Origin of the sequence: Extensimonas vulgaris (assembly GCF_003337425.1) — a bacterium.
GTDB lineage: Bacteria > Pseudomonadota > Gammaproteobacteria > Burkholderiales > Burkholderiaceae_C > Extensimonas > Extensimonas vulgaris.
The window spans coordinates 16,088-41,188 of the sequence record NZ_QPJU01000007.1 but is presented as its reverse complement, the minus strand read 5'-3'; the positions used below and the strand labels follow the sequence as shown (position 1 = coordinate 41,188).

At 66.5% G+C, this 25,101-nt stretch carries 27 protein-coding genes; 14 read left to right on the top strand and 13 right to left on the bottom strand.

Going from position 1 to position 25,101, the window contains the following annotated elements; translation table 11 throughout:
* The first annotated feature begins 6 nt into the window (after positions 1–6).
* Complete coding sequence (locus DFR45_RS10425) at positions 7–714, top strand: Smr/MutS family protein (protein ID WP_114483681.1); 708 nt, start codon at positions 7–9, stop codon at positions 712–714.
* A gap of 173 nt (positions 715–887) precedes the next feature.
* On the opposite strand, the gene DFR45_RS10420 is transcribed toward DFR45_RS10425, so the two are convergent.
* Positions 888–1,835: a LysR family transcriptional regulator gene (locus DFR45_RS10420; RefSeq protein ID WP_114483680.1), complete on the bottom strand. Its 948-nt coding sequence runs from the start codon at positions 1,833–1,835 to the stop codon at positions 888–890.
* Between the two features lie 78 nt (positions 1,836–1,913).
* Between DFR45_RS10420 and DFR45_RS10415 the strand changes: the two genes are divergently transcribed.
* From DFR45_RS10415 to DFR45_RS10400, 5 genes are all read left to right on the top strand, one after another.
* Positions 1,914–3,038 (top strand): YeiH family protein, encoded by a 1,125-nt coding sequence (locus DFR45_RS10415; protein ID WP_114483679.1) that lies wholly within the window; start codon positions 1,914–1,916, stop codon positions 3,036–3,038.
* Between the two features lie 89 nt (positions 3,039–3,127).
* Positions 3,128–3,331 carry a hypothetical protein gene (locus DFR45_RS14385; RefSeq protein ID WP_144686958.1) on the top strand — a complete coding sequence of 68 codons (204 nt, stop codon included), beginning with the start codon at positions 3,128–3,130 and terminating at the stop codon, positions 3,329–3,331.
* Positions 3,332–3,360: 29 nt separating this feature from the next.
* Complete coding sequence (gene lysA / locus DFR45_RS10410) at positions 3,361–4,680, top strand: diaminopimelate decarboxylase (RefSeq protein ID WP_114483678.1); 1,320 nt, start codon at positions 3,361–3,363, stop codon at positions 4,678–4,680.
* 161 nt (positions 4,681–4,841) lie between these two features.
* Complete coding sequence (locus tag DFR45_RS10405; protein ID WP_114483677.1) at positions 4,842–5,093, top strand: type II toxin-antitoxin system Phd/YefM family antitoxin; 252 nt, start codon at positions 4,842–4,844, stop codon at positions 5,091–5,093.
* A complete protein-coding gene (locus DFR45_RS10400; protein WP_114483676.1) occupies positions 5,090–5,344 on the top strand; it encodes a Txe/YoeB family addiction module toxin in 255 nt (84 codons plus the stop codon). Before DFR45_RS10405 ends, DFR45_RS10400 begins: the two co-directional genes overlap by 4 nt.
* A gap of 226 nt (positions 5,345–5,570) precedes the next feature.
* Here DFR45_RS10400 and DFR45_RS10390 read toward each other — a convergent pair whose 3' ends face one another.
* The 4 genes from DFR45_RS10390 to DFR45_RS10375 form a co-directional block, all read right to left on the bottom strand.
* Positions 5,571–6,587 carry an NAD(P)H-dependent glycerol-3-phosphate dehydrogenase gene (locus DFR45_RS10390; RefSeq protein WP_114483675.1) on the bottom strand — a complete coding sequence of 339 codons (1,017 nt, stop codon included), beginning with the start codon at positions 6,585–6,587 and terminating at the stop codon, positions 5,571–5,573.
* Positions 6,588–6,639: 52 nt separating this feature from the next.
* The gene (gene secB / locus DFR45_RS10385; RefSeq protein ID WP_114483674.1) at positions 6,640–7,086 is read right to left on the bottom strand and encodes a protein-export chaperone SecB; all 447 of its coding nucleotides are present in this window, start codon (positions 7,084–7,086) and stop codon (positions 6,640–6,642) included.
* A 182-nt stretch (positions 7,087–7,268) separates the two neighbouring features.
* Positions 7,269–7,538 carry a glutaredoxin 3 gene (gene grxC, locus DFR45_RS10380; protein ID WP_114483673.1) on the bottom strand — a complete coding sequence of 90 codons (270 nt, stop codon included), beginning with the start codon at positions 7,536–7,538 and terminating at the stop codon, positions 7,269–7,271.
* A 32-nt stretch (positions 7,539–7,570) separates the two neighbouring features.
* Entirely contained in the window at positions 7,571–7,981 is a 411-nt protein-coding gene (locus DFR45_RS10375) for a rhodanese-like domain-containing protein (protein WP_114483672.1), read from the bottom strand.
* Positions 7,982–8,062: 81 nt separating this feature from the next.
* Between DFR45_RS10375 and gpmA the strand changes: the two genes are divergently transcribed.
* The 4 genes from gpmA (at position 8,063) to DFR45_RS10355 (ending at position 12,568) form a co-directional block, all read left to right on the top strand.
* A complete protein-coding gene (gpmA, locus tag DFR45_RS10370) occupies positions 8,063–8,806 on the top strand; it encodes a 2,3-diphosphoglycerate-dependent phosphoglycerate mutase (RefSeq protein WP_114483671.1) in 744 nt (247 codons plus the stop codon).
* A gap of 205 nt (positions 8,807–9,011) precedes the next feature.
* Positions 9,012–10,487, top strand: coding sequence for a S41 family peptidase (locus tag DFR45_RS10365; RefSeq protein ID WP_114483670.1), 1,476 nt, complete (start codon positions 9,012–9,014; stop codon positions 10,485–10,487).
* A 64-nt stretch (positions 10,488–10,551) separates the two neighbouring features.
* Complete coding sequence (locus DFR45_RS10360) at positions 10,552–11,343, top strand: HesA/MoeB/ThiF family protein (protein WP_114483669.1); 792 nt, start codon at positions 10,552–10,554, stop codon at positions 11,341–11,343.
* Positions 11,344–11,737: 394 nt separating this feature from the next.
* Complete coding sequence (locus DFR45_RS10355; protein WP_114483668.1) at positions 11,738–12,568, top strand: oxygen-binding di-iron domain-containing protein; 831 nt, start codon at positions 11,738–11,740, stop codon at positions 12,566–12,568.
* A 65-nt stretch (positions 12,569–12,633) separates the two neighbouring features.
* On the opposite strand, the gene DFR45_RS10350 is transcribed toward DFR45_RS10355, so the two are convergent.
* From DFR45_RS10350 to DFR45_RS10330, 5 genes are all read right to left on the bottom strand, one after another.
* On the bottom strand, positions 12,634–13,269 hold the full coding sequence (locus tag DFR45_RS10350) for a protein-methionine-sulfoxide reductase heme-binding subunit MsrQ (RefSeq protein WP_114483781.1): 636 nt from the start codon (positions 13,267–13,269) through the stop codon (positions 12,634–12,636).
* A gap of 38 nt (positions 13,270–13,307) precedes the next feature.
* Complete coding sequence (gene msrP / locus DFR45_RS10345; RefSeq protein ID WP_114483780.1) at positions 13,308–14,297, bottom strand: protein-methionine-sulfoxide reductase catalytic subunit MsrP; 990 nt, start codon at positions 14,295–14,297, stop codon at positions 13,308–13,310.
* Positions 14,298–14,358: 61 nt separating this feature from the next.
* Complete coding sequence (gene ccsB, locus DFR45_RS10340) at positions 14,359–15,750, bottom strand: c-type cytochrome biogenesis protein CcsB (RefSeq protein ID WP_114483667.1); 1,392 nt, start codon at positions 15,748–15,750, stop codon at positions 14,359–14,361.
* Entirely contained in the window at positions 15,747–17,975 is a 2,229-nt protein-coding gene (locus DFR45_RS10335) for a cytochrome c biogenesis ResB family protein (RefSeq protein WP_114483666.1), read from the bottom strand. The genes ccsB and DFR45_RS10335 overlap by 4 nt, the downstream gene beginning before the upstream one ends.
* 135 nt (positions 17,976–18,110) lie before the next feature.
* The gene (locus DFR45_RS10330) at positions 18,111–18,752 is read right to left on the bottom strand and encodes a c-type cytochrome (protein WP_114483665.1); all 642 of its coding nucleotides are present in this window, start codon (positions 18,750–18,752) and stop codon (positions 18,111–18,113) included.
* Between the two features lie 305 nt (positions 18,753–19,057).
* On the opposite strand from DFR45_RS10330, the gene yihA reads away from it, so the two are divergent.
* Entirely contained in the window at positions 19,058–19,744 is a 687-nt protein-coding gene (gene yihA / locus DFR45_RS10325; protein WP_114483664.1) for a ribosome biogenesis GTP-binding protein YihA/YsxC, read from the top strand.
* Between the two features lie 54 nt (positions 19,745–19,798).
* On the opposite strand, the gene DFR45_RS10320 is transcribed toward yihA, so the two are convergent.
* Positions 19,799–20,707: a lysophospholipid acyltransferase family protein gene (locus DFR45_RS10320; RefSeq protein WP_114483779.1), complete on the bottom strand. Its 909-nt coding sequence runs from the start codon at positions 20,705–20,707 to the stop codon at positions 19,799–19,801.
* Positions 20,707–21,549, bottom strand: coding sequence for a lysophospholipid acyltransferase family protein (locus DFR45_RS10315; protein WP_114483663.1), 843 nt, complete (start codon positions 21,547–21,549; stop codon positions 20,707–20,709). The genes DFR45_RS10320 and DFR45_RS10315 overlap by 1 nt, the downstream gene beginning before the upstream one ends.
* 138 nt (positions 21,550–21,687) lie before the next feature.
* Between DFR45_RS10315 and metK the strand changes: the two genes are divergently transcribed.
* From metK to DFR45_RS10300, 3 genes are all read left to right on the top strand, one after another.
* Positions 21,688–22,869, top strand: a complete 1,182-nt coding sequence (metK, locus tag DFR45_RS10310; RefSeq protein ID WP_114483778.1) for a methionine adenosyltransferase — start codon at positions 21,688–21,690, stop codon at positions 22,867–22,869.
* A 125-nt stretch (positions 22,870–22,994) separates the two neighbouring features.
* Complete coding sequence (locus DFR45_RS10305) at positions 22,995–23,615, top strand: C40 family peptidase (protein WP_114483662.1); 621 nt, start codon at positions 22,995–22,997, stop codon at positions 23,613–23,615.
* A 54-nt stretch (positions 23,616–23,669) separates the two neighbouring features.
* A complete protein-coding gene (locus tag DFR45_RS10300) occupies positions 23,670–24,818 on the top strand; it encodes a bifunctional nicotinamide-nucleotide adenylyltransferase/Nudix hydroxylase (protein ID WP_114483661.1) in 1,149 nt (382 codons plus the stop codon).
* A gap of 104 nt (positions 24,819–24,922) precedes the next feature.
* On the opposite strand, the gene DFR45_RS14530 is transcribed toward DFR45_RS10300, so the two are convergent.
* Entirely contained in the window at positions 24,923–25,081 is a 159-nt protein-coding gene (locus DFR45_RS14530; RefSeq protein WP_158637016.1) for a hypothetical protein, read from the bottom strand.
* Positions 25,082–25,101 lie beyond the last annotated feature (20 nt).

Genomic DNA, 25,101 nt, shown 5'->3' with positions numbered 1-25,101 from the left:
TCTGCTATGAAAATTGAAGGAGCTGCGGCGAGCCGCGAGCGCTTCATCGCCCACGCGCTGCAAGACCTGGGGCCGTTGCGCACGCACCTCGCGCAGGAGCGCGCCCGCGCCGAGGCCATGGAGCAGGCCCGCCGCGCCGCTGCAGCCCAGGCGCGCGCCGCGCAGCAAGAATTCGCGCGCGCCGTGGGGCCGGTGACGCCGCTGCGCGCGCACGGCACCGTGCTGCTGCGCCCTGAGCCGCCCGCGCCGCTCGCACTGCAGCACCAGCGCGACGAACAGCGCGTGCTGCACGAGGCGCTGAGTGACGACTTCGACGTGGGCTCGCTGCTCGACACCGACGAAACCCTGAGCTTTCGCCGCCCCGGCATCGGCCCCGAGGTCACGCGCCGCCTGCGCCAGGGCGCCTGGACGCTGCAGGCCGAGCTCGACCTGCACGGTCTGCGCACCGAAGAGGCGCGCGCCGCGCTCGGCCAGTTCCTGCGCACGGCCTTGCAGCGCGGCTTGCGCTGCGTGCGCATCGTGCACGGCAAGGGGCTGGGCTCGCCGGGCAAGAGCCCCGTGCTCAAGGGCCGCGTGCACAGCTGGCTGGTGCAAAAAAACGAAGTGCTGGCCTTCGTGCAGGCGCGCGCCGACGAGGGCGGCGCGGGCGCGCTCGTGGTGCTGCTGCGCGCGCAGCGCCAGCACAGGCGGGATGGCGCCGAGAATTTTGAATAAAAAGTACCTCTAGCCCAGATGCAGCAAGCGCTAGCAGCTATATCTTTGGTAGCTTTTCAGTTCCCAGCGGGGGAAACGCCTGGCCCTAGCAGCCTGTCGGACTTTGGGCGTCGATAGCGAGAAGGCGCCCCGGCGAGGCCAGTTTTTGCCGGATTCGCCGCCCCATAGCGGGACTATGGGGCAAGAAGACGGTAAAAAATGGGCTGCTGCGGCGCATTCGCAGCCGACGATTCCAAAGTCCGACAGGCTGCTAGCGCAGGCGCTAGCGCCAAAAACGCCTGCATGCCGCGCGTGACCGGGCGGTCGCGGTGGCGCACCAGGCACAGCTGGCGCACCAGCGGCGGCAGGCCGGTCTGCACCTCGACCACGGCGCCGCTCGCGAGAAAGTCCTGCACCGCGCTGCGCGAAAGGCAGCTCAAACCCAGCCCAGCAGCCACGGCGCGCTTGATGGCTTCGGAGTTGCCCAGCTCCATGTCGGCGCGCACGCTGCCCAGGTGCGTGAGCAGCCAGCGCTCGACCTCCTCGCGCGTGCCGCTTCCAGGCTCGCGCAGCAGCCAGGGCGCAGCGGCCAGTTGCGCGCGCGTGGGCTGCCTGGCCAGCGCATGGCCGGGCGCGGCGATCACCACCAGCTCGTCGGCGCGCCAGCGTTCGACGTGCAGATGCGAGTCGCTGCACACGCCTTCGATCAGGCCAAAATCCACCTTCATCGCGGCGACGGCCGCGACCACTTCGCGCGTGTTGCCCACGGTGAGCTGCACGGGCGCGCCGGGGTGCGCCTGGCGGTAAGCGGCCAGTTGCGCCGGCAACAGGTAGTTGGCAATGGTGGTGCTGGCGCCCAGGTTCAGCGCGGGGCCGCCTTCGTCCCACAGCGCCTGCACCTCCTGCGCCTGGTCGAGCAAGGCCCGCGCGCGCGGCAGCAACTGGCGCCCGTTGTCGTTGAGCACGAGCCGGCGCCCACGCCGGTCGAACAGCGGCCGGCCCAGCGCCGCTTCCAACCGCGCCAGCGCCTGGCTTGCGGCCGACTGCGTCAGGGCGACGGCCTCGGCAGCGCGGTGCACGTGGTCGTGCTGCGCAATCGCGCAAAACACTTCCAGCTCACGCAGGGAAAAACGCAGGGGCATGGTTGATCGATTTTCCTCATCAAAGAAAGAAGAATTATCCGTTTTACTTCTTGGATTGAAGGGCACAGGATTGCGCCCATGCCTGAGCCTACCCACCACCCTGTCTCGACTCCCCCTTCCCCCTGGATGCGGCCGCTGCGCCAGCGTGCCCCTGGCCTCGTGCTCACGCTCGTGCTGGCTTTGGCCGCCGCCTGGCTGGCCCAACAACCGTGGGTGGCGCGCTGGGGCCTGTCGGCACTGACGCTGGCGATCGTCGGTGGCATCGTGCTGGGCAATACGGTGTACCCGGCCCTGCAAACCCGCTGCGGCATGGGTGTGGACTACGCCAAGCAGCGACTGCTGCGCCTGGGCATCATCCTGTTCGGCCTGCGCATCACGCTGCAGCAGATGGGGCAAGTCGGCTGGTCAGGCGTGCTGATCGACGTGATCATGCTCACGAGCACCTTTGGCCTGGCAGTCTGGCTGGGCCGCTGGCTGCGCATCGACGGGCAGACGGCGATCCTGATTGGCGCCGGCAGCTCGATCTGTGGCGCGGCCGCCGTGCTGGCCACCGAGCCGGTGCTTCAGGCGCGCGGCGACAAGGTGGCCGTGGCAGTGGCCACGGTAATGGTGTTCGGCACGCTGGGCATGTTCGGCTACCCGCTGCTGCACCCATGGCTGGCTTCGCTGGGCGCGGGCGATGCGGCCTACGGCGTGTACGTGGGCTCCACCGTGCACGAGGTGGCGCAGGTGGTGGGCGCGGGCCGCGCCGTGAGCGAAACCGCAGCCGATCACGCGGTAATCACCAAGATGATCCGCGTGATGCTGCTGGCGCCTTTTCTGCTGGCGTTGTCTTGGGCCGTGGCGCGCCGCGGCGTGCGTGTCGGCGCCCGTGCGCCTGTGGTCGCGCCCATCACAGCAAGCGGGCCGACGGCCGATGCCAGCGCCCGCAGCCGCATCACGATCCCGTGGTTTGCGCTGGGCTTTGTGCTGGTGGCGCTGCTCAACTCGCTGCCGCTGCTGCCGGCCGCGCCCAGGGCAATGCTGCTCGCGCTGGACAACCTGCTGCTGGCCATGGCCATGGGCGCGCTGGGCCTGAGCACGCACGCCAGCGCCATCCGCCGCGCCGGCAGCCGCCCACTGGCACTGGCCGCGCTGCTGTTCGTTTGGCTGGTGCTGGGCGGCGGGCTGGTCAATGCGCTGCTGGGGCACTGGGGGCGCTGAGCCAAGGAGACGCAGCGCACGCATGAATGCTTATCCCCGCACGGGCTGCACAAATCTGTGGATAAACCCGAACAAGCCCTGTACGGCGTTTGCAAGCCATTGATTTTTCAACAAAAACAACGCATTGCCAAAATTTTCAGCAGGTGGGCAGCGGCTTATCCAGCGCGTCTTGGGACAAGCATGTGGATAAGTTTTGGCTTGTGCTGTATGGCTGCGGCAAGCCCTTGATTTGCCGGGCGGCGCAGCAGATTGCCTCTTTTTCGTGCACGCAGCGAGGCCGAAAAAAGGCATGATTCAGGGTTTTGGATTTTCGGGAAATTCCATGTCCATCCCTTTTTCTGCAGCGCAACTCACCACGCTGGCGGCGCGCTTTGGCACGCCTTTGTGGGTCTATGACGCGGCCACCATCCGCGCGCGCATCGCCGCGCTGGCGGCGTTCGAGACTGTGCGCTACGCGCAAAAAGCCTGCTCCAACCTGCACATCCTGCAACTCATGCGCGCGCAGGGCGTGCGTGTCGATGCGGTCTCGCGCGGCGAGGTGCTGCGCGCGCTCGCAGCCGGCTATACCGCGGGCCATACGGCCGAGCGTGTGCGCGGCGACGCGGCGCGCGCGGCTGCGGCCGAAATCGTCTTCACCGCCGACGTGCTCGACCACGCCACGCTCGCATGCGTGGTGGCGCAGGGCGTGCCGGTGAACGCGGGCTCGATCGACATGCTGCACCAGTTGGGCCGCGCCGCGCCCGGGCATCCGGTGTGGCTGCGCATCAACCCCGGCTTCGGCCACGGCCACAGCAACAAGACCAACACCGGCGGCGAGCACAGCAAGCACGGCATCTGGCACGCCGACCTGGGCGCGGCGCTCGCGGCGGTGCGCGCACACGGCCTCGCGCTCGTCGGCCTGCACATGCACATAGGCTCGGGCGTGGACTACGCGCACCTCGCGCAGGTGTGCGGCGCCATGGTCGAACTCGTGCGCGCCACGCACGCCGCGGGGCACGACGTGCACGCGATCTCGGCCGGCGGCGGCCTCTCGACGCCCTACCGCGAGGGCGACGCCGCGGTCGATACGCAGCACTACCACAGCCTGTGGGACGCCGCGCGGCGCGAGGCCGAGGCCATCGTGGGTCATGCGCTCGGGCTCGAGGTGGAGCCCGGCCGCTACCTGGTGGCCGAATCGGGCGTGCTGCTGTGCGAAGTGCGTGCCACCAAGCACGCGGGCAGCACGCATTTCACGCTCGTCGATGCGGGCTTCACCGAGCTGCTGCGCCCCGCGATGTACGGCAGCTACCACGCGATGAGCGTGCTGCGCCCGGACGGCAGCACGCCGCCAGGAAGCCGCACCACGGTGGTTGCGGGGCCGCTGTGCGAGTCGGGCGACGTGTTCACGCAGGGCGAAGGCGGCGTGCTGCTGCCGCGCCCGCTGCCGCCCGCGCAGGTGGGCGACCTGCTCGTGATCCACGACACCGGCGCGTATGGCGCGAGCATGTCCTCGAACTACAACACGCGCCCGCTCGCGGCCGAAGTGCTCGTCGACGGCGACCAGGCACGCCTGATCCGCCGCCGCCAGACCGTGGAAGAGCTGCTCGCGCTCGAGCAAAACCTGCACGAAAGCATGGCGCTGCCGCGTCTTTCGGCGGCGTAAACCGCACGCGGGGGGCGACGGCGGCCGGCACTAGGAGCCTGTCGGACTTTGGGATCGTCGGCTGCGGCGCATTCTCGCTTTCGACGCCCAAAGTCCGACAGGCTGATAGACAAGGGGGCGGTCATCATGTACAGTTAATCGTACACATAAGGAGCCCCAAAATGGATGCGATTACCTACACGACGGTCCGAGCGAACTTGGCGAGCGCGATGGACCGCGTTTGCAACGACCACGAAGCGTTGATTATCACGCGCAACGGAGAGCAATCGGTTGTGATGCTCTCGCTTGAAGATTACAAGGCGCTGGAAGAAACTGCCTATCTTCTGCGCACGCCGGCCAACGCAAAGCGTCTTCTTGCGGCGGTAGCGCAACTGGACGCTGGCAAGGGTATTGAGCGGGAGCTGGCCAAGTGAAACTGGTCTTCGCAGACGAGGCGTGGGAAGACTACTTGTATTGGCAGAAGCAGGATCGAAAGATGGTGGAGCGGATCAACAAACTGATTCGCGAGACGCAGCGTGAACCTTTCAGCGGTGTCGGAAAGCCAGAGCCACTGAAACATGCCCTCTCAGGATTTTGGTCACGCCGCATCACGGACGAGCACCGCATGGTGTATCGGGTTGAGGGCGAGCAAATCCAAATAGCTCAGTTGCGTTTCCATTACTGAGACGCCAGCGTTTGAATTCAGCGGACGCCGCTTGCGGCGGTCCGCTGGAATGAGAGGTTAGGTGTCCATTGGGCGAAGCGGTTCATCCGGTTTCATGGCAAGCGCCACCCTGCGGAGATTGGCGCCTCAAGTGGAATCGTTTTTGACGCACTTGACTGTCGACGGTCAAGGCACGCAGCGGCGCGCGCACGGCCGGGGCTTGGGATAGCGCTCTGTAGCGCGGGGCTCACCCGCGCTCGGGCTCGGCGCGCGGCTCGCGCTCCATGAGCAGCGCGACGGCGGCGGCGGCGTGCAGGCGGCCTTCGAGCAGGGACACCACGGTTTCGGCGATGGGCATTTCCACCCCCAGGCTGCGCGCACGCTGCACGGCGGTGTGTGCGGAATAGACGCCCTCGGCCACGTGGCCCAGCGAGGCCACGGCCTGCGGCAGGCTCTGCCCCTGCGCGAGCAGCAGGCCCACGCGGCGGTTGCGCGAGAGGTCGCCCGTGGACGTGAGCACGAGGTCGCCCACGCCCGCCAGGCCCAGAAAGGTTTCGCTGCGCGCGCCCAGCGCCAGACCCAAGCGCGTCATCTCGGCCAAGCCGCGCGTGATTAGCGCGGCGCGCGCGTTCAGGCCCAGTTGCAGGCCGTCGCACAGGCCCACCGCGATCGCGAGCACGTTTTTCACGGCGCCGCCGATTTCGACACCGACGAGGTCGTCGTTCGCATACACGCGCAGGCTCGGGCCATGAAAGGCCTGCACCAGCGTGTGGCGCACCGATGCGTGCGCGCTCGCGGCCACCAGCGCCGTCGGCTTGCCTTGAGCAACCTCCTGCGCAAAGCTCGGGCCGCTGAGCGCGCCTGCTTTCAAATCAGGAGCTACCTGGGCACATATTTCATGGGCTAACAGCCCAAAAGAGCCCGAATCCGCAGCTGCGGCCTCGAAGCCTTTGCACAGCCAGGCGAGCGGCACTGGGCAATCGCGCAGCAGCGCCAGAAACGAGCGCAGCGCGGCCATGGGCGTGGCGACGATGAGCAGATCGGCATCGCGCGCGCACTGCAGCGCGTCGCCTTGCGCCAGTGCCAGGTTCTCGGGCAGCGGCACGCCCGGCAGGTAGCGCAGGTTTTCGCGCCGCGCCTGCATGTCGGCCACCTGCTGCGCGTTGCGCGCCCACAGTGTGACCGCATGCCCCGCAGGATGGCGCGCCGCGTTCATGGCCAACGCCGTGCCCCAGGCGCCGGCGCCGAAAACTACTATTTTCATAGCTGCTTGCGCTTGCTGCATCAGCGCAAAAGGCCAAAACGGTGAAAATTTTTTACTGCGCCATGCCACCAGCCGCCTGCGCCTGCTGCTGCTCGTACATGGCCTGGAAGTTGATTTCCGCGAGGTGCACGGGCGGAAAGCCGGCGCGCGTGATGATGTCGGCGACGTTGCCGCGCAGGTAGGGATAGACGATTTGCGGGCAGGCGATGCCCAGCACCGGCCCCATCTGCTCTTCGGGCAGGTTGCGGATTTCAAAAATGCCGGCCTGCTTGGCTTCGACCAGGAACACCGTGCGGTCGTCGATGCGCGTGTGCACGTTGGCCGTCACGGCGACTTCGATGATGCCATCGCTCACGGGCGTGGCCTCGACGCCGAGCTGGATGTCCACCGTAGGCTGGCTCTGGTCGAGCAGGATGCCGGGCGAGTTGGGCTGCTCGAGCGACATGTCCTTGAGATAGACGCGCTGAATTTGGAAAACGGGGGTGTCTTGGTCGGCCATGGTGGGGTCTTTTCGTGAAAGTGAAGCGAAACGATGCCCGCCGGGGGCGAATGCCATGGCGGGCGGGCGGGTTGGGCGTATGCGCCGGCATCCGCGCCGGCGGCATTATGCAATCGCGGCGTGTCTATTCCGCATCATGCCGCAGTGCATGGGGCGCACACGGCATGTACGGCGTATGAGGTTCAGGCCGCCGGCTGGCCCTCGAGCAGCGGCATCAGGCCGCCGCGCGCGTCCAGCGCCACGAGGTCATCGTGGCCGCCCACGTGCGTGTCGCCAATGAAAATCTGCGGCACGGTGCGCCGGCCGGTGATCTCCATCATGTGCTGGCGTGCCGCAGGGTCGGTGTCCACGCGGATTTCCTCGATCTGCTGCACGCCCTTGGACTGCAGTATCTGCTTGGCGCGCACGCAGTAAGGGCAGACGGCGGTGGTGTACATCTTCACGGCTTGCATGGTGGTCTTTCGCTAAAAGAGGTTGGGGCAGATCAGGCTTTTTCTTTGGCGATGGGCAGCCCGGCTTCGCGCCAGGCTTTGAGGCCGCCGGCGAGCACCTGGGCGTTTTCATAGCCGAGTTTGCGCGCAATGGCCGCTGCGCCGCGCGCGCGCATGCCGCTCGCGCACACCAGAACGATGGGCGCGGACTTGTTCTTCACCACGGTGGGCAGGCGCTCTTGCAGCTGGGCAAGCGGCACGTTCTTGGCGCCGTTCACATGGCCCGCGGCAAATTCGCCGGGCTCGCACACGTCGATGACCACGGCTTTTTCGCGGTTCATGAGCTGCACCGCCTGCTGCGGCGAGATGCCGCCGCCAGCATTGCGCAGCATGGGCAAAAACAGCAAGCCGCCCGAGACCAGGGCGATGAAAATCAGGTACCAGTTGTCGATGATGAATTGCACAAAAAATTCCCTCAGCAGGTGAGAACCAGCGGGATTCTAAAATGCCCGGTTTTTGACCCGTTCACTGGCCCGCAAGAAACCATGCACAAACTCGTCCTGATCCGCCACGGCGAATCGCTGTGGAACCTCGAAAACCGCTTCACCGGCTGGACCGACGTAGACCTCACGCCCGCGGGCGTCGCGCAGGCCATGGCCGCGGGCAAGCTGCTGCGCGCCGAGGGCTACGCATTCGACCTGGCCTACACCAGCGTGCTCAAGCGCGCGATCCACACGTTGTGGTATTGCCTCGACGAAATGGACTGCACCTGGCTGCCTGTGGTCAAGAGCTGGCGCCTCAACGAGCGCCACTACGGCGCGCTGCAGGGCTTGAACAAGGCCGAGATGGCCAAACAATACGGCGACGAGCAGGTGCTGATCTGGCGCCGCAGCTATGACACGCCGCCGCCCGCGCTCACCCCCGACGACCCGCGCTGCGAACGCACCGACCGGCGCTACGCGGGCCTCGCGCCCCACGAAGTGCCGCTGACCGAATGCCTCAAGGACACGGTGGCGCGCGTGCTGCCGTTCTGGAACGAAACCATGGCCCCGGCGATCCGTGCCGGCCAGCGCGTGGTGGTTGCAGCGCATGGCAACTCGATCCGCGCGCTGGTCAAGTACCTCGACGGCATCTCCGACACCGACATCGTGGGCTTGAACATTCCCAACGGCATCCCGCTGGTCTATGAGCTCGACGCCGATCTCAAGCCGCTGCGCCACTATTACCTCGGTGACGCGCAGGCCGTCGCGCAGGCAGCTGCGGCGGTGGTCGCGCAGGGCAAGGGCTGACGACGAGCGCCGCCGACAGGAGTCGAGCCGAGGGCTAGGTGCCGGGGGGTAAGCCGGGGTGTAAACCCGCAGTAAAACCAACGCCAATGGACCCTGCAGGGCAGGCAAGTGTGGCGAAAAACCCGCACAATGTGCACCGCTATGCAAACACAGCTCTTCCCTTGGATTTCACCATTGCATGCTTCGGATCGGTAAAAGGTTTTTTATGGGCCACAAACTCAAAATCGCTGGATGGATCTCGGTCGGCGCCCTCGCCGGCGCGCTCACCACGGTGTCGCTGCAGACCATGGCGCGCAACGCCATGGCGCCGTTGCCGCTCGAGGAAATCCAGCAGCTCTCGGCCGTGTTCGGCCTGATCAAGACCGACTACGTCGATCCCGTCGATGACAAAAAGCTCATCACCGACGCGATCTCTGGCATGGTCAGCGGGCTCGATCCGCATTCGCAATATTTCGACAAAAAATCCTTCAAGGAATTTCGCGAAGGCACCTCGGGCCGCTTCGTCGGCGTCGGGATAGAGATCACGCAGGAAGACGGGCTCGTGAAGGTCGTCTCGCCCATCGAAGGCTCGCCCGCGTTTCGCGCCGGGCTCAAGACCAACGACCTCATCACCAAGATCGACGACACCGCCGTCAAGGGCCTCTCGCTCAACGAAGCCGTCAAGCGCATGCGCGGCGAGCCCAACACCAAGGTCAAGCTCACCATCTTCCGCAAGGACGAGGGCCGCACCTTCACCGTGACCATCACGCGCGAGGAAATCAAGACCCAGTCGGTCAAGAGCAAGATCGTCGAGCCCGGCTACGCGTGGGTGCGCCTGTCGCAGTTCCAGGAACGCACGGTGGAAGACTTCGTGCGCAAGGTGCAGGAGATTTACCAGCAGGAGCCGCAACTCAAAGGCATGGTGCTCGATCTGCGCAACGACCCCGGTGGCCTGCTCGACGCGGCCGTGGCGATCGCCGCAGCCTTCTTGCCAGCCGATGTGACCGTGGTCAGCACGAATGGCCAGCTGCCCGAGAGCAAGGCCACGTACAAGGCTTCGCCAGAGTTCTACGCGCGCCGCGGCAGCCCCGATCCGCTGAGGCGCCTGCCGGTGGCACTCAAGACCGTACCGCTGGTCGTGCTCGTCAATGAAGGCTCGGCCTCGGCGAGCGAGATCGTCGCAGGCGCCTTGCAAGACCACAAGCGCGCCATCATCATGGGCAGCCAGACCTTCGGCAAAGGCTCGGTGCAAACCGTGCGCCCACTGGGGCCGGACACGGGCATCAAGCTCACCACGGCGCGCTACTACACGCCCAGCGGCCGCTCCATCCAGGCCAAGGGCATCGTGCCCGACATCATGGTCGATGAGTCCGAGGAGGGCAATCTCTTCGCTGCACTGCGCGTGCGCGAGGCCGACCTCGACAAGCACCTGGACAATGGCCAGGAAAAGAGCGGCGGCAAAGACAAAGCGCAGACCACCGAAAAAATGGAGGAGCAAGCGCGCGAACAGGCGCGCGAGGAAGCCCTCAAACGCCTCGAATGCGAAGCCAAGAAGCCCGATGCCGAACGCAAACTGCCCGAGTTCGGCAGCGACAAGGACTTCCAGCTGCGCCAGGCGCTGAACCAGCTCAAGGGCCTGCCCGTCAAGGTCAGCAAAACCCTGACCGAGCGCAAGGAAGAAAAGAAGGAGCAGGACGAATAAGCGCAAGCCTGCGGCAAAAGGTCGCAGCTCTCTGCGGCCTTTTTCGTTCCTCCTACGTTTCGCCATGACCGACGAGCAACTCCTGCGCTATTCGCGCCACATCCTGCTCGACGAGGTCGGCATCGCGGGCCAGGAGCGCATCCTCGCGGGCCACGCGCTGCTGATCGGCGCCGGCGGGCTGGGCTCGCCCGCGGCGCTGTACCTCGGCTCGGCCGGCGTCGGACGCATCACGCTGGTCGATGACGACGAGGTCGATCTGACCAACCTGCAGCGCCAGATCGCCCACACCACTGCGCGCGTGGGTCAGCCCAAGGTGCAATCGGCCACACAGGCGATCACCGCGCTCAACCCCGAGGTGCAGGTCACGCCCGTGCAGGCGCGCGCCGACGCCGCGCTGCTCGCGCGCCTCGTGCCCACGGCGTCGGTGGTGCTCGACTGCAGCGACAACTACGCCACGCGCCAGGCCGTGAACGCCGCCTGCGTGCGCCACGGCGTGCCGCTCGTGACGGGTGCGGTGATCCGTTTCGACGCGCAGATCACCGTGCGCGACCCGCACGATGCGCTATCGCCCTGCTATGCCTGCCTGTTCGCCCCCGACGCCACGCCGCAGGAAGCGCGCTGCGCGACCATGGGCGTCTTTGCCCCGCTCGTGGGCGTGATCGGCGCCATGCAGGCCGCCGAAGCGCTCAAGCTGCTCGCGGGCGTAGGCCCTTCCCTCGCGGGGCGCCTACTGATGCTCGACGGCCGCAGCATGGAATGGAGCAGTCTGCGCGTGCCGCGCCAGCCAGGCTGCCCGGTCTGTGGCGCGCCGAGCGGGCATGCACAGGAAGCGGGCAGGACTTCAGAGAATGATTGACATTGATCAATCACCATCTGCGTGAGCGTTCTACAGTGCTTCAGGAGCCTGTCGGACTTTCGAATCGTCGGCTGCGAATGCGCCGCAGCGGCCCATTTTTTACCGGCTTCTTGCCCCATAGCACCACTATGGGGCTGCGAATCCGGCAAAAACTGGCCTCGCTGGGGCACATTCTCGCTTTCGACGCCCAAAGTCCGACAGGCTCCTAGTGTAGTGTTCGACGCTATCTGCGACATAAAACCGCATCTTTTAGGCCTAGGCCGCGTTGCAAATCCTCGCGATACCACCCGGTATCGCTGCGGTTTGCGCCTTGCCCAGACCAAAAATCCATCGGTTTTATTTGTCGCATCAAGCATCAAACACTACACTTGTTCTCGCAAACACCGAGCAACCCATGACCCCATTGGAACTTTACCGTGACAAGAATCACGCCTGCTTGATGTTCACCGACCTCATCGAGGATGACGGGCAGGCAGTGCAGGCCAACCAGTTTCTGATCGTGGACGACGACACCGGCGCCGTGATCGACCCCGGCGGCAATCTGGCCTTCAACGAACTGTTCATGGGCATGACGCGGCACTTTCCGCCGCACAAGCTGTCGTACCTGATCGCGTCGCACGCCGACCCGGACATCATCGCCTCGCTCGACCGCTGGATGACCAGCACCAAGGCTTTGCTCGTGATTTCGCGGCTGTGGGAACGGTTCGCACCGCACTTCACCAAAGTCGGCAAGACCGAAAACCGCGTGATCGGCGTGCCCGACGGCGGCGGCCACCTGCCGCTGGGCCGGCACGAACTCGTGATTCTGCCCGCGCACTTCATGCACGCCGAGGGCAATTTCCACTTTTACGACCCGGTGAGCCGCATCCTGTTCACGGGCGATCTGGGCGTGTCGATGATGTCGGGGGCCGAGGCGCGCGTGCCCGTGACCGACCTGCAGGCGCACATCCCGCGCATGGAGGCCTTCCACCGCCGCTACATGGTGTCGAACAAGATCCTGCGCTTGTGGGCACGCATGGCGCGCCAGCTCGACATCGCCATGCTGGTGCCGCAGCACGGCGCGCCCATCATGGGCAAGCAGGCGATCAGCGACTTTTTCGACTGGATCGAAAACCTCATGTGCGGCATCGACCTGTTCGACGACCGCGCCTACCAGTACCCCACCGCCTTCATCGACCCGGTTACGCGCCAGATGCGCCCGGCGCTGCGTTCGGTCAATGGATAATTTTGAGCGGAAATGGGCTCAAACCCAGGTGTATCAAGCGCAATTGGCTATTGATAACATAGCGGCTAGTTTGCGCCACCGGCAGCCCGCCGCCTGCGCCACCAGGCGTGGCCCAGGCGCCAGCCCAGCAAGAGGCCAAGGATCAGGGCATAGACGGCCACTTCGGCAAAGTTGCGCTTGCCCGCGCGCATCCAGAAAAAATGCAGCAGCGCCAGCGCCGCCACCGCATAGACCGCGCGGTGCAGGGCCTGCCAGCGGCGCCCGCCCAGCGCCCGCATGGCGCGTTGGGTCGAGGTGGCGGCGAGCAGGGTCAGCAACACCAGCGCCAGGCTGCCCACGAGGATGAACGGCCGCTTGACCACGTCGCGCAAGATGGTCTGCACGTCGAGCCCCTGGTCGAGCACGGCGTAGCACACGAAGTGCAGCACGGCGTAGCAAAACACCCATAGCCCCAGCATGCGCCGAAAGCGCGCGAGCGCCGGCGTGCCCGTGAGCACGCGCAGCGGGGTCACGGCGAGCACCAGGCACAGCGCGCGCAAAGTCCAGTCACCCGTGGCGCGGATCAAAGCCTCTGCGGGGTTGGCGCCGAGCCCATCCGTCAGCGCTGCGAAAAGGAGCCACGCGCAAGGCAGCGCGCACAGCACGAACACCAGCGGCTTGGCGGCCGGGTGCAGCCATGGAGGCCGCGCTCCCGTTCGCATAGCCGCCCTCGTTGCCGTGCTCTGCTGCACCACGGCGATCAGAAAAACCGGCGCAAGTCCATGCCGGCATACAGCTGCGCCACCTGCTCGGCATAGCCGTTGAACGGCAGGGTCTTGCGCTTGGGTGCGAACAAGCCGCCTTCGCCAATGCGCCGCTCGGTGGCCTGGCTCCAGCGCGGGTGATCGACGTCGGGGTTGACGTTGGCATAAAAGCCATACTCCTGCGGCGCGGCCTTGACCCAGGCCGTGGCGGGCTCGCGCTCGGTGAAGCGGATCTTGACGATGCTCTTGGCGCTCTTGAAGCCGTACTTCCACGGCACCACGAGGCGCACGGGGGCGCCGTTTTGCTTGGGCAGCACCTCACCGTACATGCCGAAGGCCAGCAGCGTGAGCGGATGCAGCGCCTCGTCGAGCCGCAAGCCCTCGAGGTAAGGCCAGTCGAGGATGCGCGCGCCCACGAAGGGCATGGTCGCCTTGTCGGCCAGTGTGACGAATTCCACGTATTTCGCGCTACCCAGCGGCTGCACGCGCGCTATCAGGGCCGCCAGCGAATAGCCGACCCAGGGGATGACCATGGACCAGCCTTCGACGCAGCGCAGCCGGTACACGCGCTCTTCGAGGGTGCTGAGTTTGAGCAAGTCTTCGACGCCAAAGCGACCGGGTTTGTGCACTAGTCCTTCGACCTCCACACTCCAGGGGCTGATGCGCAAAGTGTGGGCGTTGCGCGCGGGGTCGTCCTTGTCGGTGCCAAACTCGTAGAAATTGTTGTAGCTGGTGGCGTCCTGGTAGCGCGTGGGCTTGTCGAGCACCATGGCGCCGGACACCCTGGAGGGCACGGCGGCGAGCGGTGCGAGCTTGCCGGGGCGCTGCGCCTGCGCCAATGCCGTGCGGCCCGCCCAGGCGGCCAGGGTGGCGCCCGCAGCGCCCGTTGCCAGACCGCGCAGCAAGGCGCGGCGGTTTTCATACACTGCGCGCGGGGTGATCTCGGACGGCAGCGGTTGCGGAAAGTCGCGTGTACCGTGAAACATCGCCATGGCAAGCCCCCTTTCCCCCCTTGACGTAGCCTCAGAGAAAGCAGCGATCGACCTTCTACAGAGTGCCGTAGCTGTGCAAACCGCTGAGGAACATATTGACGCCGATGAAGGCAAAGGTCGTCACGACCAGCCCGCCAAGCGCCCACCAGGCTGAGACTGTGCCGCGCAGGCCCTTCATGAGGCGCATGTGCAGCCAGGCGGCGTAATTGAGCCAGACGATCAGCGCCCAGGTTTCCTTCGGGTCCCAGCTCCAGTAGCCGCCCCAGGCCTCGGCCGCCCAGAGCGCGCCAAGCACCGTGGCGATCGTGAAAAACGCGAAACCCACGGCGATCGCCTTGTACATCAGGTCGTCGAGCACTTCGAGCGCGGGCAGGCGCGCCGCGATGCGCCGGCGCCCAAGCAATATGCCCGCAACGATCAGCGCGGAAATGCCGAAATACACCATCCAGTACGCGCTGCCCTGCGCGCCCGCGCCACGGCGAAACACCAACGGCTCGAAGCACAGCACCACACCGAGCAGCCACAGGGGCGCAAGCTTGTACCAGCGCAGTTCCTGCGCGCTCTGTTTGACGAGGTAGGCAAACGCCACCATGGCCGAGAGCGCAAAAGTGCCGTAACCGATGAAGTTGGCAGGCACGTGCAGCTTCATCCACCAGCTCTTGAGCGCGGGCACGAGCGGCTGGATTTCCTGCGCCTCGCGCGCCACGGTGTACCAGAGCAAAAAGCCGACGGCCGCGCTGACCACCAGCATCACGAAGCCGCCGAGCGCGCGCGTGCCGTAGTGCGCCTCGAAATACAGGTAAAACAGCGCCGTGAGCCAGCAAAAGAGCACGAACACTTCATAAAGATTGCTCACCGGGATATGCCCGATGTCGCTGCCCAGCAGGTAACTTTCGTACCAGCGCACCATGGTGCCTATCAAAGCCATGGTGACGCCTGTCCAGGCCAGGCGCGAGCCGATCAGCGACATGGTCTCGCCTGCCGCGCCGCGCGCGAACATGCCGATCCAGTAAAACGCCGTGCTCGCAAAAAACAGCATGCTCATCCAGAGGATGGCCGACTGGCTCGAAAGGAAGTATTTGAGGCCAAACACCTGATCGGCGCGCGCCAAGTCGCCCGCGCCACCCTGCTGGTACAGCCCGATCGCAAGCAGCGAGGCCGCCGCCACGACCAGCATCAGCACGCGCAGCGGGCGCCAGAACCAGCCGAGCCAGATCGCGCCAGGCACGGCGGCGACCGTGATGCCTTTTTCATAGATGTCCATGGCGCTGCCGTAGCGCTGCAGGGCGAACGCGCCGCCGAGCACCGCGAGCACGGCGAAAACCCAGTCGAAGGCGCTGCGCCGCGCCAAAAAGCCCTCGTGCAAGTCCCGCTGCACTCCGGTGCCGGCCACCCCTTGGGGTGCGCCGCCAGCGGGAGAAATCTTTACCGTGGTCGTGCTGTTCATGCCTTGCCTTCCTGGGGCCGCGCCCCTATCAGTTGCTCTGCGAGCTGGGCAAACTCCCGGTCGCCGTCCATGGTTCTGCGGTTGCTCGACAGCGCCATGGTGGCGTGCGTGCGCGCAGCCTCTTGCCCTGGCGCCGGGCCGTTTGCATCGCCGTGCGGCGCAAGCCAGACCCACACGCGCCGCTCGTGCACGTAGAGCATGGCAAAAACGCCCAAAATCAGCAAAGCGCAACCCAGATAGACAACGTTCTTGCCAGGGGCACGCGCAACCTGGAACACGCTGGCCTGCACCTGGGTGAAGTCCGTGAGCTCGAGCGCGAACGGCGCCGGGTAATTTTGCGCGTCGCTGAGCGCGAGCACGGCCTGCGTCATGAAGGCGCGGGCGTGCTCGTCGGCGGCAAGCGGCGCGAGCCCGGCGCGCTCGCGCGTGAGCTGCAGCAGCTCGAACAGACTGCCGTTGAGGATGCGCACCAGCACCTCAGCGGCCTTGCCGCGCTCGGCCTCGGGCACGTTGGCCTCAATGAAGTCAGACACCGCCTGCAGCCCGCCGCGTGCTGTGCCCTGTGGCGCACCGTGCGCGGACGCCTGACCGTCATCGCCCGCAAACAGCGCGAGCGCGCGCGCGGCGGACTGCGTGAGTTGCTGCGCGAGTTCGGGGCGCGCGGCCTCGAGCGCCTTGGCCACGTAGCGCTGCACGGCCTGCGCGCGCGCCTCGGGGTCGGCCAGCGCGGCGCGCAGGCGCATGAAGCCGTCCATGCGCCCTTGCTCGTCGGCCGGAATGCGCAGGTAGCGCATGGGCTCGTCGGTGCGCGTGCGCACGCCGAGCAGAAACACCGGCACGCCGTCGCCCAGATCGACGGGCAGCATGTAGTTGTGGAATTCGATCGCCTGCCCGGCCGCGTCGCGGAGCTTGTAGCCCACGCTCGGGCCCACGTTGCGCAGCTCCTTGGGCTTGCCGGCCTTGTTCGCGGCGCCCAGACGTTCTTCGATCGAAGCGCGCAGATCGACCTTGCGCGCGTCGGCGCCCGAGCCGCCGGGGTTGCCAAAATTCTCCACGTTGATGGTGCGCAGCGCGGTGAATTCCACGGTCAGGGTTTGCAGCGCGGCATTGCCGGCGCCATGCGCGGCCACGCGGTCGAGCCGCGCCGAGCCGCCGACCACGCCTTCGAGGTCGAAGGGCGCGACGTTCGCGCCCATGGGGTAGGCGTGAAGCTTGAGGCGCGAGCCGCCGTCGTCGAAGCTCGACTGGTAAATCTCGATGCCGCGGTAGCTCGCGGGGTGGTTGACCTCGACGCGCGCGGGCACTTGCGCGCCCGTGGCCTTGTCATGGATCACGATCTCGCTCGCGAACAGCTTGGGCATGCCCGTGGAGTAATGCTCGACGATGAACTTCTTGAGCTCGATCGCAAACGGCAGCTCCTGCAGCAGCACGCCGTCCGACTGGCTCAAAATGGCCGTGTCGGACTGCGTGCCCTCGGCCACGAGCAGGTTGCCGCGGAAGGTCGGGTTGCTTGCAGAGAGGCGATGCTCGGCCGGCACCTCGGAAATCAAACCGCCGCCGCGGTACGGCGTCTTGCCGCCGAGCAGCATTTGCGCACGCACGATCAGGTCGCCGTCGAACAGGCCGCCCAGGCAGATCAGCACGATGGCGCTGTGCGCGGCGATGTAGCCGATCTTGTTCGCGGCGCCGGCCTTGGCTGCGACCATCCAGCCCGCGCCCGCCGCGCCCTCGCCTGTTGGCCCCACCGGCGCGCGCTGCTGCAGACGCACCTTCCAGCCCTTGCGCGCGAGCTGCTGGCCTATGCGTTGCGCGGCGGCCTCGGGCGTTTCGGGCAGGTCGGCCTCGGCCCGGTGGTGGAAGGCGCGCAGGCTTTGCACGCGGATGTTTTCTTTGTAGGTCTTGAGGTCGGCCAGAATCTTGGGCGTGTTGCGCGCGATGCACAGCGAGGTGCTGAGCACCAAAAACGCCAAAATCAGCAAAAACCACCACGCGCTGTAAATGGTGTTGAGGCGCAGCGTCAAGAACAGCTCGGCCCAGAACGGCCCGAACTGGTTGACGTAATTCGCCGCCGGTTCGTGCTGCTTGAGCACGGTGCCTATGACCGAGGCAATGCAGATCACCGTGAGCAGCGCGATCGCAAAGCGCATCGACGACAGCAGCTCGATGCCAGTGCGCAAAGCCTCGGAGCCGCGGCGCAGGCGCACGCCCTGGGTGGATTCAGACATGGAGCAGAGGAGGAAGCTGAGCGAGGGTCAAAAGCAAAAAGGGCCGGCCCTCATCCGAACAGGCCTGCCCTTTTTGGAGCTTATCGTGTGTGCTTGGTTCCGGCGCCGCCAGCGCAGCCGGCGGTGTCGGGGTTGTCAGCGCAGGCCGGCGATGTAATCGGCCACGGCGCGGATTTCACGGTCGTTGAGCTTGGCCGCGACCTGCGTCATCTGCGGGCTGTTGGTGCGCACACCATCGCGGAAGGCGATCAGCTGCGCGGCCACATACTCGGAATGTTGGCCCGACAGGCGCGGATATTGCACGGGAATGCCGGCACCGTTGGGGCTGTGGCAACCGGCGCAGGCCGCGATCTGGCGGTCGGCGATGCCACCGCGGTAGATGCGCTCGCCGAGCATCACCAGGTCTTTGTCTTTCGCAAAGCCCGGCTTGGCGGGCTTGGAGGCCACCCACCAGGCGATGTTTTTCATCTCTTCTTCGGAAAGGGCCGAGGCAAAGCCCTTCATGATGGCGTTGTTGCGCTTGCCGGACTTGAAGTCCTGCAACTGCTTGAACAGGTATTCGGGGTGCTGCTGCGCGAGCTTGGGGTTGGCCGCAATGGTCGAATTGCCGTCCGCCGCGTGGCAGGCCGCGCACACCGCACCGAAGCTGGCTTCGCCCTTGGCCAGGTCGGGCTTGGCGGCCCGGGGCTTCGTTGCAGGGGATTCGCCCGCCGCGAAGGCCGGCAAAACGGGTGCTGCCAGTGCGGCAGCCGTCAGCAAGGAGGCGAGCAACTTCATATGTCGAGGGTCTGTATCGTTGGAGGAATGCGCAAAACGGGGCGATTCTACAATGCAGCCCCGGCCTTCTTGCACTCACCGCCCCCTTGCCGCGATGCACCGCTTGCGCGCGCCGCCATTCTTTCTTCGATCCCATGACCACCGATTCTCCCGCCCCGCAAGCAGCCGCCCCTGCTACACCCTCTGCACCCGCCTCTGCACCCGCCTCTGCACCCGCCTCTGCACCCGCCTCTGCACCCGCCTCTGCACCCGCCTCTGCACCCGCCTCTGCACCCGCCTCTGCGCTGCCCGACGCCAAGACCGCCATGGGCTGGCTGCACACCGCGCGCTTTTTCACGACCGCCGCGCAGCTGCACCAGTTGCCGCCCGTCGAAGTGCCCGAGATCGCCTTCGTAGGCCGCTCGAATGCAGGCAAATCGACCTGCATCAACACGCTGACGCAGCAAAAGCAGCTGGCCTTTGCCTCCAAACGGCCCGGGCGCACGCAGCACATCAATCTGTTCGCGCTGGGCAGGCAGGGCGTGACCGACGCCGTTTTTGCCGACCTGCCGGGCTACGGCTACGCCGCGGTGTCGCGCAGCGACAAGCAGCGCTGGCAGCAGGTGATGGTGAACTACCTCGTGAGCCGCGCGAGCCTGAGCGGCATCGTGCTGCTGTGCGATCCGCGCCTGGGGCTGACCGAGCTCGACGAGGCGCTGCTCGAAATCATGCGCCCGCGCGTCGAGCAGGGGCTCAAGTTCCTCGTGCTGCTCACCAAGGCCGACAAACTCACGCGCGCCGAACAGGCCAAGGTGCTATCGATCACGCGCCTGCAGGCTGGCGGTGGCGAGGTGCGGCTGTTTTCTGCGCTCAAAAAGCAGGGTGTGGAAGACGTTGCGCAGCTGCTGTGGCAATGGGCACATCCGGCCACGACCCAGGACGCGCCCGCGGCGCCGGCCACGTCACCCGCGCCTGCCGCACCCGCCCCGGAGCCCACCGAGGACGACACCTGAAAACCCAAAAACGATAGCTGTCAGCGCTTGTCCCGCCTTGGCTAGAGGCCAATTTCATTCATAAACCGGCGGTTCGCCTGGCGGACGCGTTTTGAAGCGCCGGTGCACCCAGTAATACTGGCCGGGCATGGTGTCGATGTAGCTTTGCAGGCGCCGGTTCATCTCGGCGGTGTCGGCTTCCACGTCCTCGCTCGGGAAGTTGGGCCAGGCGGGCGTGAGCTCGGCCACGTAGCCCTCGGGCGTGATGCGCGTGAACATGCCCACCACCTTGGCCCGCCCCAGGCGCGCAAAGCGCGACAGCGAAGGCACGGTAGCCGCGGGCACGCCGTAAAAGGGCACGAACACCGAATCCTTGGCGCCAAAGTCCATGTCCGGCAACAAATACAGCAAGCCGCCCTGGCGCAGATTGGCGATGATGGGTTTGACGCCGTCGGCGCGGTTGAGCATGCGCACGTCGCCAAAGCGCTGGCGCCCCGCGCGCAGCCAGGCGTCTATGGCGGGGTTGGGGTGCGTGGAAAAAATCGAGGTGAATGCGCGGCTCGTGCGCAGTGGCAGCGCAAGCCCGCCCGCGTCCATGCCGTAAAAATGCGGCGCGAAGATGATGGTCGGCGTGTCGCCCTCGAGCTCTTGAACCGCGCCTTGCAGCTGGACGCGGCGCTCAACCAGCGCGCGCGGGCCGAACCAGAGCCAGCTGCGGTCCAGCCAGGTCTGGCAAAACGCCACGAAGCTCTCACGCGCCCAGCGCCGGCGCTGGCGCGGCGGCACCTGCGGAAAGCACAGCTCCAGATTGCGCAGTGCGATCTTGCGCCGCTGCGCCGCGAGCACGTAGAGCACCTGGCCAACGCCCCAGCCGAGCGCGCGCAGCACGGGCAGCGGCAGCGGCGCGAGCACATGCATGAAGGCCACGCCCAGGTGCCCGCCGAGCGAGCCTTTGTCCGTCTTCTTTTTTTCTTGTTGCTGCATCATGCCGCAGCCTCCATCCGTTCCACACGCGGTTTTTTGTAGCGCCCGTAGCCCCACAGGTATTGCTCGGGGCAGGCGCGGATCAGCCGCTCCATGGCCTCGTTGATCTGCCGCAGCGCGGCCTCCATGTCCGGTGCGAGCTGCGGGCCGGGTTCCACATACAACACGTAGCCGCGCCCCCACGAAAGCCGTTCGCAGCGCGCGAGGATGATGGCCGCGCCCGTCTGCTGCACGAGGCGCGCGGCGAGCGTCATGGTGTAGGCCGGGCGGCCGAAAAACGGCACCCACAGCCCCTGCCCTTCGGGTGGCACCTGGTCGGGCAGCAGGCCCACGGCGCCGCCGCGACGCAAGACCCGGATCATGCTGCGCACGCCGGGGAGCGTGGTGGGCACGGCCTGCACGCCGGGGCGGTTGCGCGCCGTCTCCTGAAAGCGCGCAAGCCAGGCCTGGCGCGCGGGCCGGTACAGCACCGTGATCGGCCCGTGATCGGCACCCCAGCGCTGCGCCGCCCTCTGCACCGACATTTCGAAGCAGCCGAGGTGCGGCGTGAGGAACACGATGCCCCGCCCCGCAGCCCAGGCGCGCTCTATGCACTCGGCGCCGTGCATGGTGCAAGGCGGCGGACGGCCCAGCCACAGGCGCGGCAGTTCGGCCACCATGCGCCCCGCATGGCCCACGGCCGCGCGCACCTGCGCGAACGCATACCCGGCCTGCGCCGCGTTCTCCAGAAAACGCCGGCGGTACGTGGGCGAAAGGGCGAATACCACCCAACCGAGCAAAGCCCCAAGGCCGTGCAGCAACCCCAAGGGCAGCACGGCCAGAAAGCGCAAGAAAAGAAGCATTAGAATGAAAAGGTCGCTGAGTTAAATGAGCAACTTGCAGGGCGACGTAAAACAAATCTGCTAAAGCGTTCGCCACAGCTCCTGTGAGCCGAGGGCAACGCCCCAAAAGCCGCAAACACAGGAGTTTATTCAATGGAACTGGCGAACAGCTTTCTCTTCACGTCCGAATCGGTTTCCGAAGGCCACCCCGACAAGGTCGCCGACCAAATTTCCGACGCCATCCTCGACGCCCTCCTCGCACAAGACCCGCGCTCGCGCGTGGCCGCCGAGACGCTGACCAACACCGGCCTGGTGGTGCTCGCCGGCGAGATCAGCACCAACGCGCACGTCGATTACATCCAGGTGGCGCGCGACACCATCCGCCGCATAGGCTACGACGACACCGCGTTCGGCATCGACTACAAAGGCTGCGCCGTGCTCGTGGCCTACGACAAGCAAAGCAACGACATCGCGCAGGGCGTCGATCATGCGAGCGACGACTACCTCAACACCGGCGCCGGCGACCAGGGCCTGATGTTCGGCTACGCCTGCGACGAGACGCCCGAGCTCATGCCCGCGCCCATCTACTACGCGCACCGCCTGGTCGAGCGCCAGGCGCAGCTGCGCAAGGACGGGCGCCTGCCCTTTCTGCGCCCCGACGCCAAGAGCCAGATCACGCTGCGTTACGTCGATGGCAAGCCGCACAGCATAGACACCGTGGTGCTCTCGACGCAGCACCACCCCGACCAGTCCGAGACGCCCACCAAAATGAAGCCGAGCTTCATCGAGGCCGTGATCGAAGAAATCATCAAGCCCGTGCTTCCCAAGGAGTGGCTGGCGGGCACGCGCTACCTCATCAACCCCACGGGGCGCTTCGTGATCGGCGGGCCGCAGGGCGACTGCGGCCTGACCGGGCGCAAAATCATTGTCGACACCTACGGCGGCGCCTGCCCGCACGGCGGTGGTGCCTTCAGCGGCAAGGACCCGACCAAGGTCGACCGCTCGGCCGCCTACGCCGCGCGCTACGTGGCCAAGAACATCGTCGCCGCGGGCCTGGCGCGCCAGTGCCAGATCCAGGTCTCGTACGCGATCGGCGTGGCCGAGCCCATCAACATCACCATCTACACCGAAGGCACGGGCGCCCTTCCCGACGCCGAGATCGCCAAACTCGTGCGCGAACACTTCGACCTGCGCCCCAAGGGCATCATCCAGATGCTCGACCTGCAGCGCCCCATCTACGGCAAAACCGCCGCTTACGGCCACTTTGGCCGCGAAGAGCCCGAGTTCAGCTGGGAGCGCACCGACAAAGCCGCGCTGCTGCGCGCCGCTGCAGGGCTTTGAGGCGCGGCGGCCGCTTGCGCGCCATGGTGCCTGCAACGACAACCCCAGCGCCAAAGTCTTGTCAACGCTGGAAGCTATCGACAAAATAGCTTCCAGCGCTTGATACATCAGCACTGGAGGCCAAAATGACTGTCCATTTGGCAACGCCACCGCAGCACCCGTACCCGCACACGACCATCGCCCGCCGTCCGCTGGCCCTGGGTTTTTTCGGCGCGCTCGTGCTGGCCGGCTGCGGCAGCAGCCCCACGCGCCGCAGCGGTGACGCCGCCAGCGGCGCCGCGCCCTGGCAGACGCGCGCCAGCCGCATGCCCCCACCCGCGACGCAGCCGCCGCTGGAGCTCGACCCGCGCGGCCGCGAGGAGGCTGTGGCGCTCGCCACGCTGGTCATCAATACGCCCTACACCTATGGCGGCAACACGCCGCACGGCGGCTTTGACTGCAGCGGCCTCGTGTACTACGTCTTCAGCCACGTGGCCCAGGGCAGCGCGATGCCGCGCCGCCTGCCGCGCAGCACCGCCGAATGGGCGGCAGCCACCGAGCCGGTGGACGACGACGCACTGCAGCGCGGCGACCTGGTGTTTTTCAACACCACCGGCGCGCTGTTTTCGCACATGGGCATTTACGTGGGGCAAGCGCAATTCGTGCATGCACCGTCGAGCGGCGGCACCGTGCGCCGCGATTCACTCGAAAGCAGCTACTTTCGCCCCCGCTACGTCGGCGCGCGCCGGGCGTTCGCGACTGCGTGAGCGGCATTCGCTGCACCCGTGCATCCCAACCGGCCCATCCACCACCACTTCCCCATGACCGCAGCCTACGACACCGCCATCTACATCGGGCGCTTCGAGCCCGTCCACAACGCGCACCTCGCGCTGCTGCGCCAGGCGCTGGCCAGCGCGCGGCAGGTGATCGTGGTCATAGGCTCGGCTTGGCAGGCGCGCTCGCCGCGCAACCCCTTCACGTGGCAGGAGCGCGCCGACATGCTGCGCCAGGCCCTGCCCGCAGCCGAGCGCGCTCGCCTGCAGCTGCTGCCCGTGCGCGACTACTACGACGAACCCGTGTGGGCGCAGGCCGTGCGCCGCGGCGTGGCCGCGCTGACCGCACCGGGTGCGCGCATCGCGCTCGTGGGCCACTTCAAGGACGCGACGAGCAACTACCTGCGCAGCTTTCCCGGCTGGGCGCTGATTTCGTTGCCGCGCCAGGGCGACATCGATGCGAGCACGCTGCGCGACGCCTACTTCGGCGCCGCCACGGCTGCGCCCGCAAGCGCTGCAGCGGACGCACCCAGCAGCGCCGACTTGTTCGCCGATCCCGCCACCGACCCGGCCGCCACCCTCGCCGCCGTCGATGCCGCTTTGCTCCCATGGAAAGAGCACATACCGCCCGCCACACTTGCCTTTCTGCGTGATTTTGCGCAAAAACCAGAGTACGCCGCGCTGCAGCACGAATGGCGCGTGCTGCGCGACTACCGCGCCTCATGGGCCGGCGCGCCCTACCCGCCCGTATTCGTCACCGTCGATGCCGTGCTGCGCTGCCAGGAGCACGTGCTCGTGATCCGCCGCGCGCACGCGCCCGGCAAAGGCCAGCTCGCCGTGCCCGGCGGCTTCATCGAGCAAAAAGAGACTTTGTGGCAATCGTGCCTGCGCGAGCTCGCCGAAGAAACGCACTGCGCCCTGCCCGAGGCCGCCCTGCGCGCCGCGCTGCGCCAAGCGCACGTCTTCGACCACCCCGAACGCAGCCAGCGCGGCCGCACCATCACGCACGCGCACTATTTCGACCTCGGCAACGCCCCTTTTCCCGCCGTGCAGGCCGACGACGACGCGCTGCAGGCGCAGTGGCTGCCCATCGCCGCGCTCGCGGGCATGGAAGACCAGTTCTTTGAAGACCACTTCCACATCCTCGACCGGTTTTTGCAGCTCACCGATGCGGCGGAGCTGGCGCGGGGAATGTGAAAACCTCCACGCCAGCCAAATCCAACATGCATTGCGGGACGTCAAAAGGCCGTTGAAAAATCCCATGCGCTGAACGCCGTCAAAAATCGATGCATCGGCGCGGCCTACAAGCATTTTTTCCACGACTTGCGCAAATCGGGGTCAGACAAGGCGCTCGCCACAGGGCAAAACACTTTGCTGGCCCCTTGCAGCCTGTCGGACTTTGGAATCGTCGGCTGCGAATGCGCCGCAGCGGCCCATTTTTTACCGTCTTCTTGCCCCATAGCACCACTATGGGGCTGCG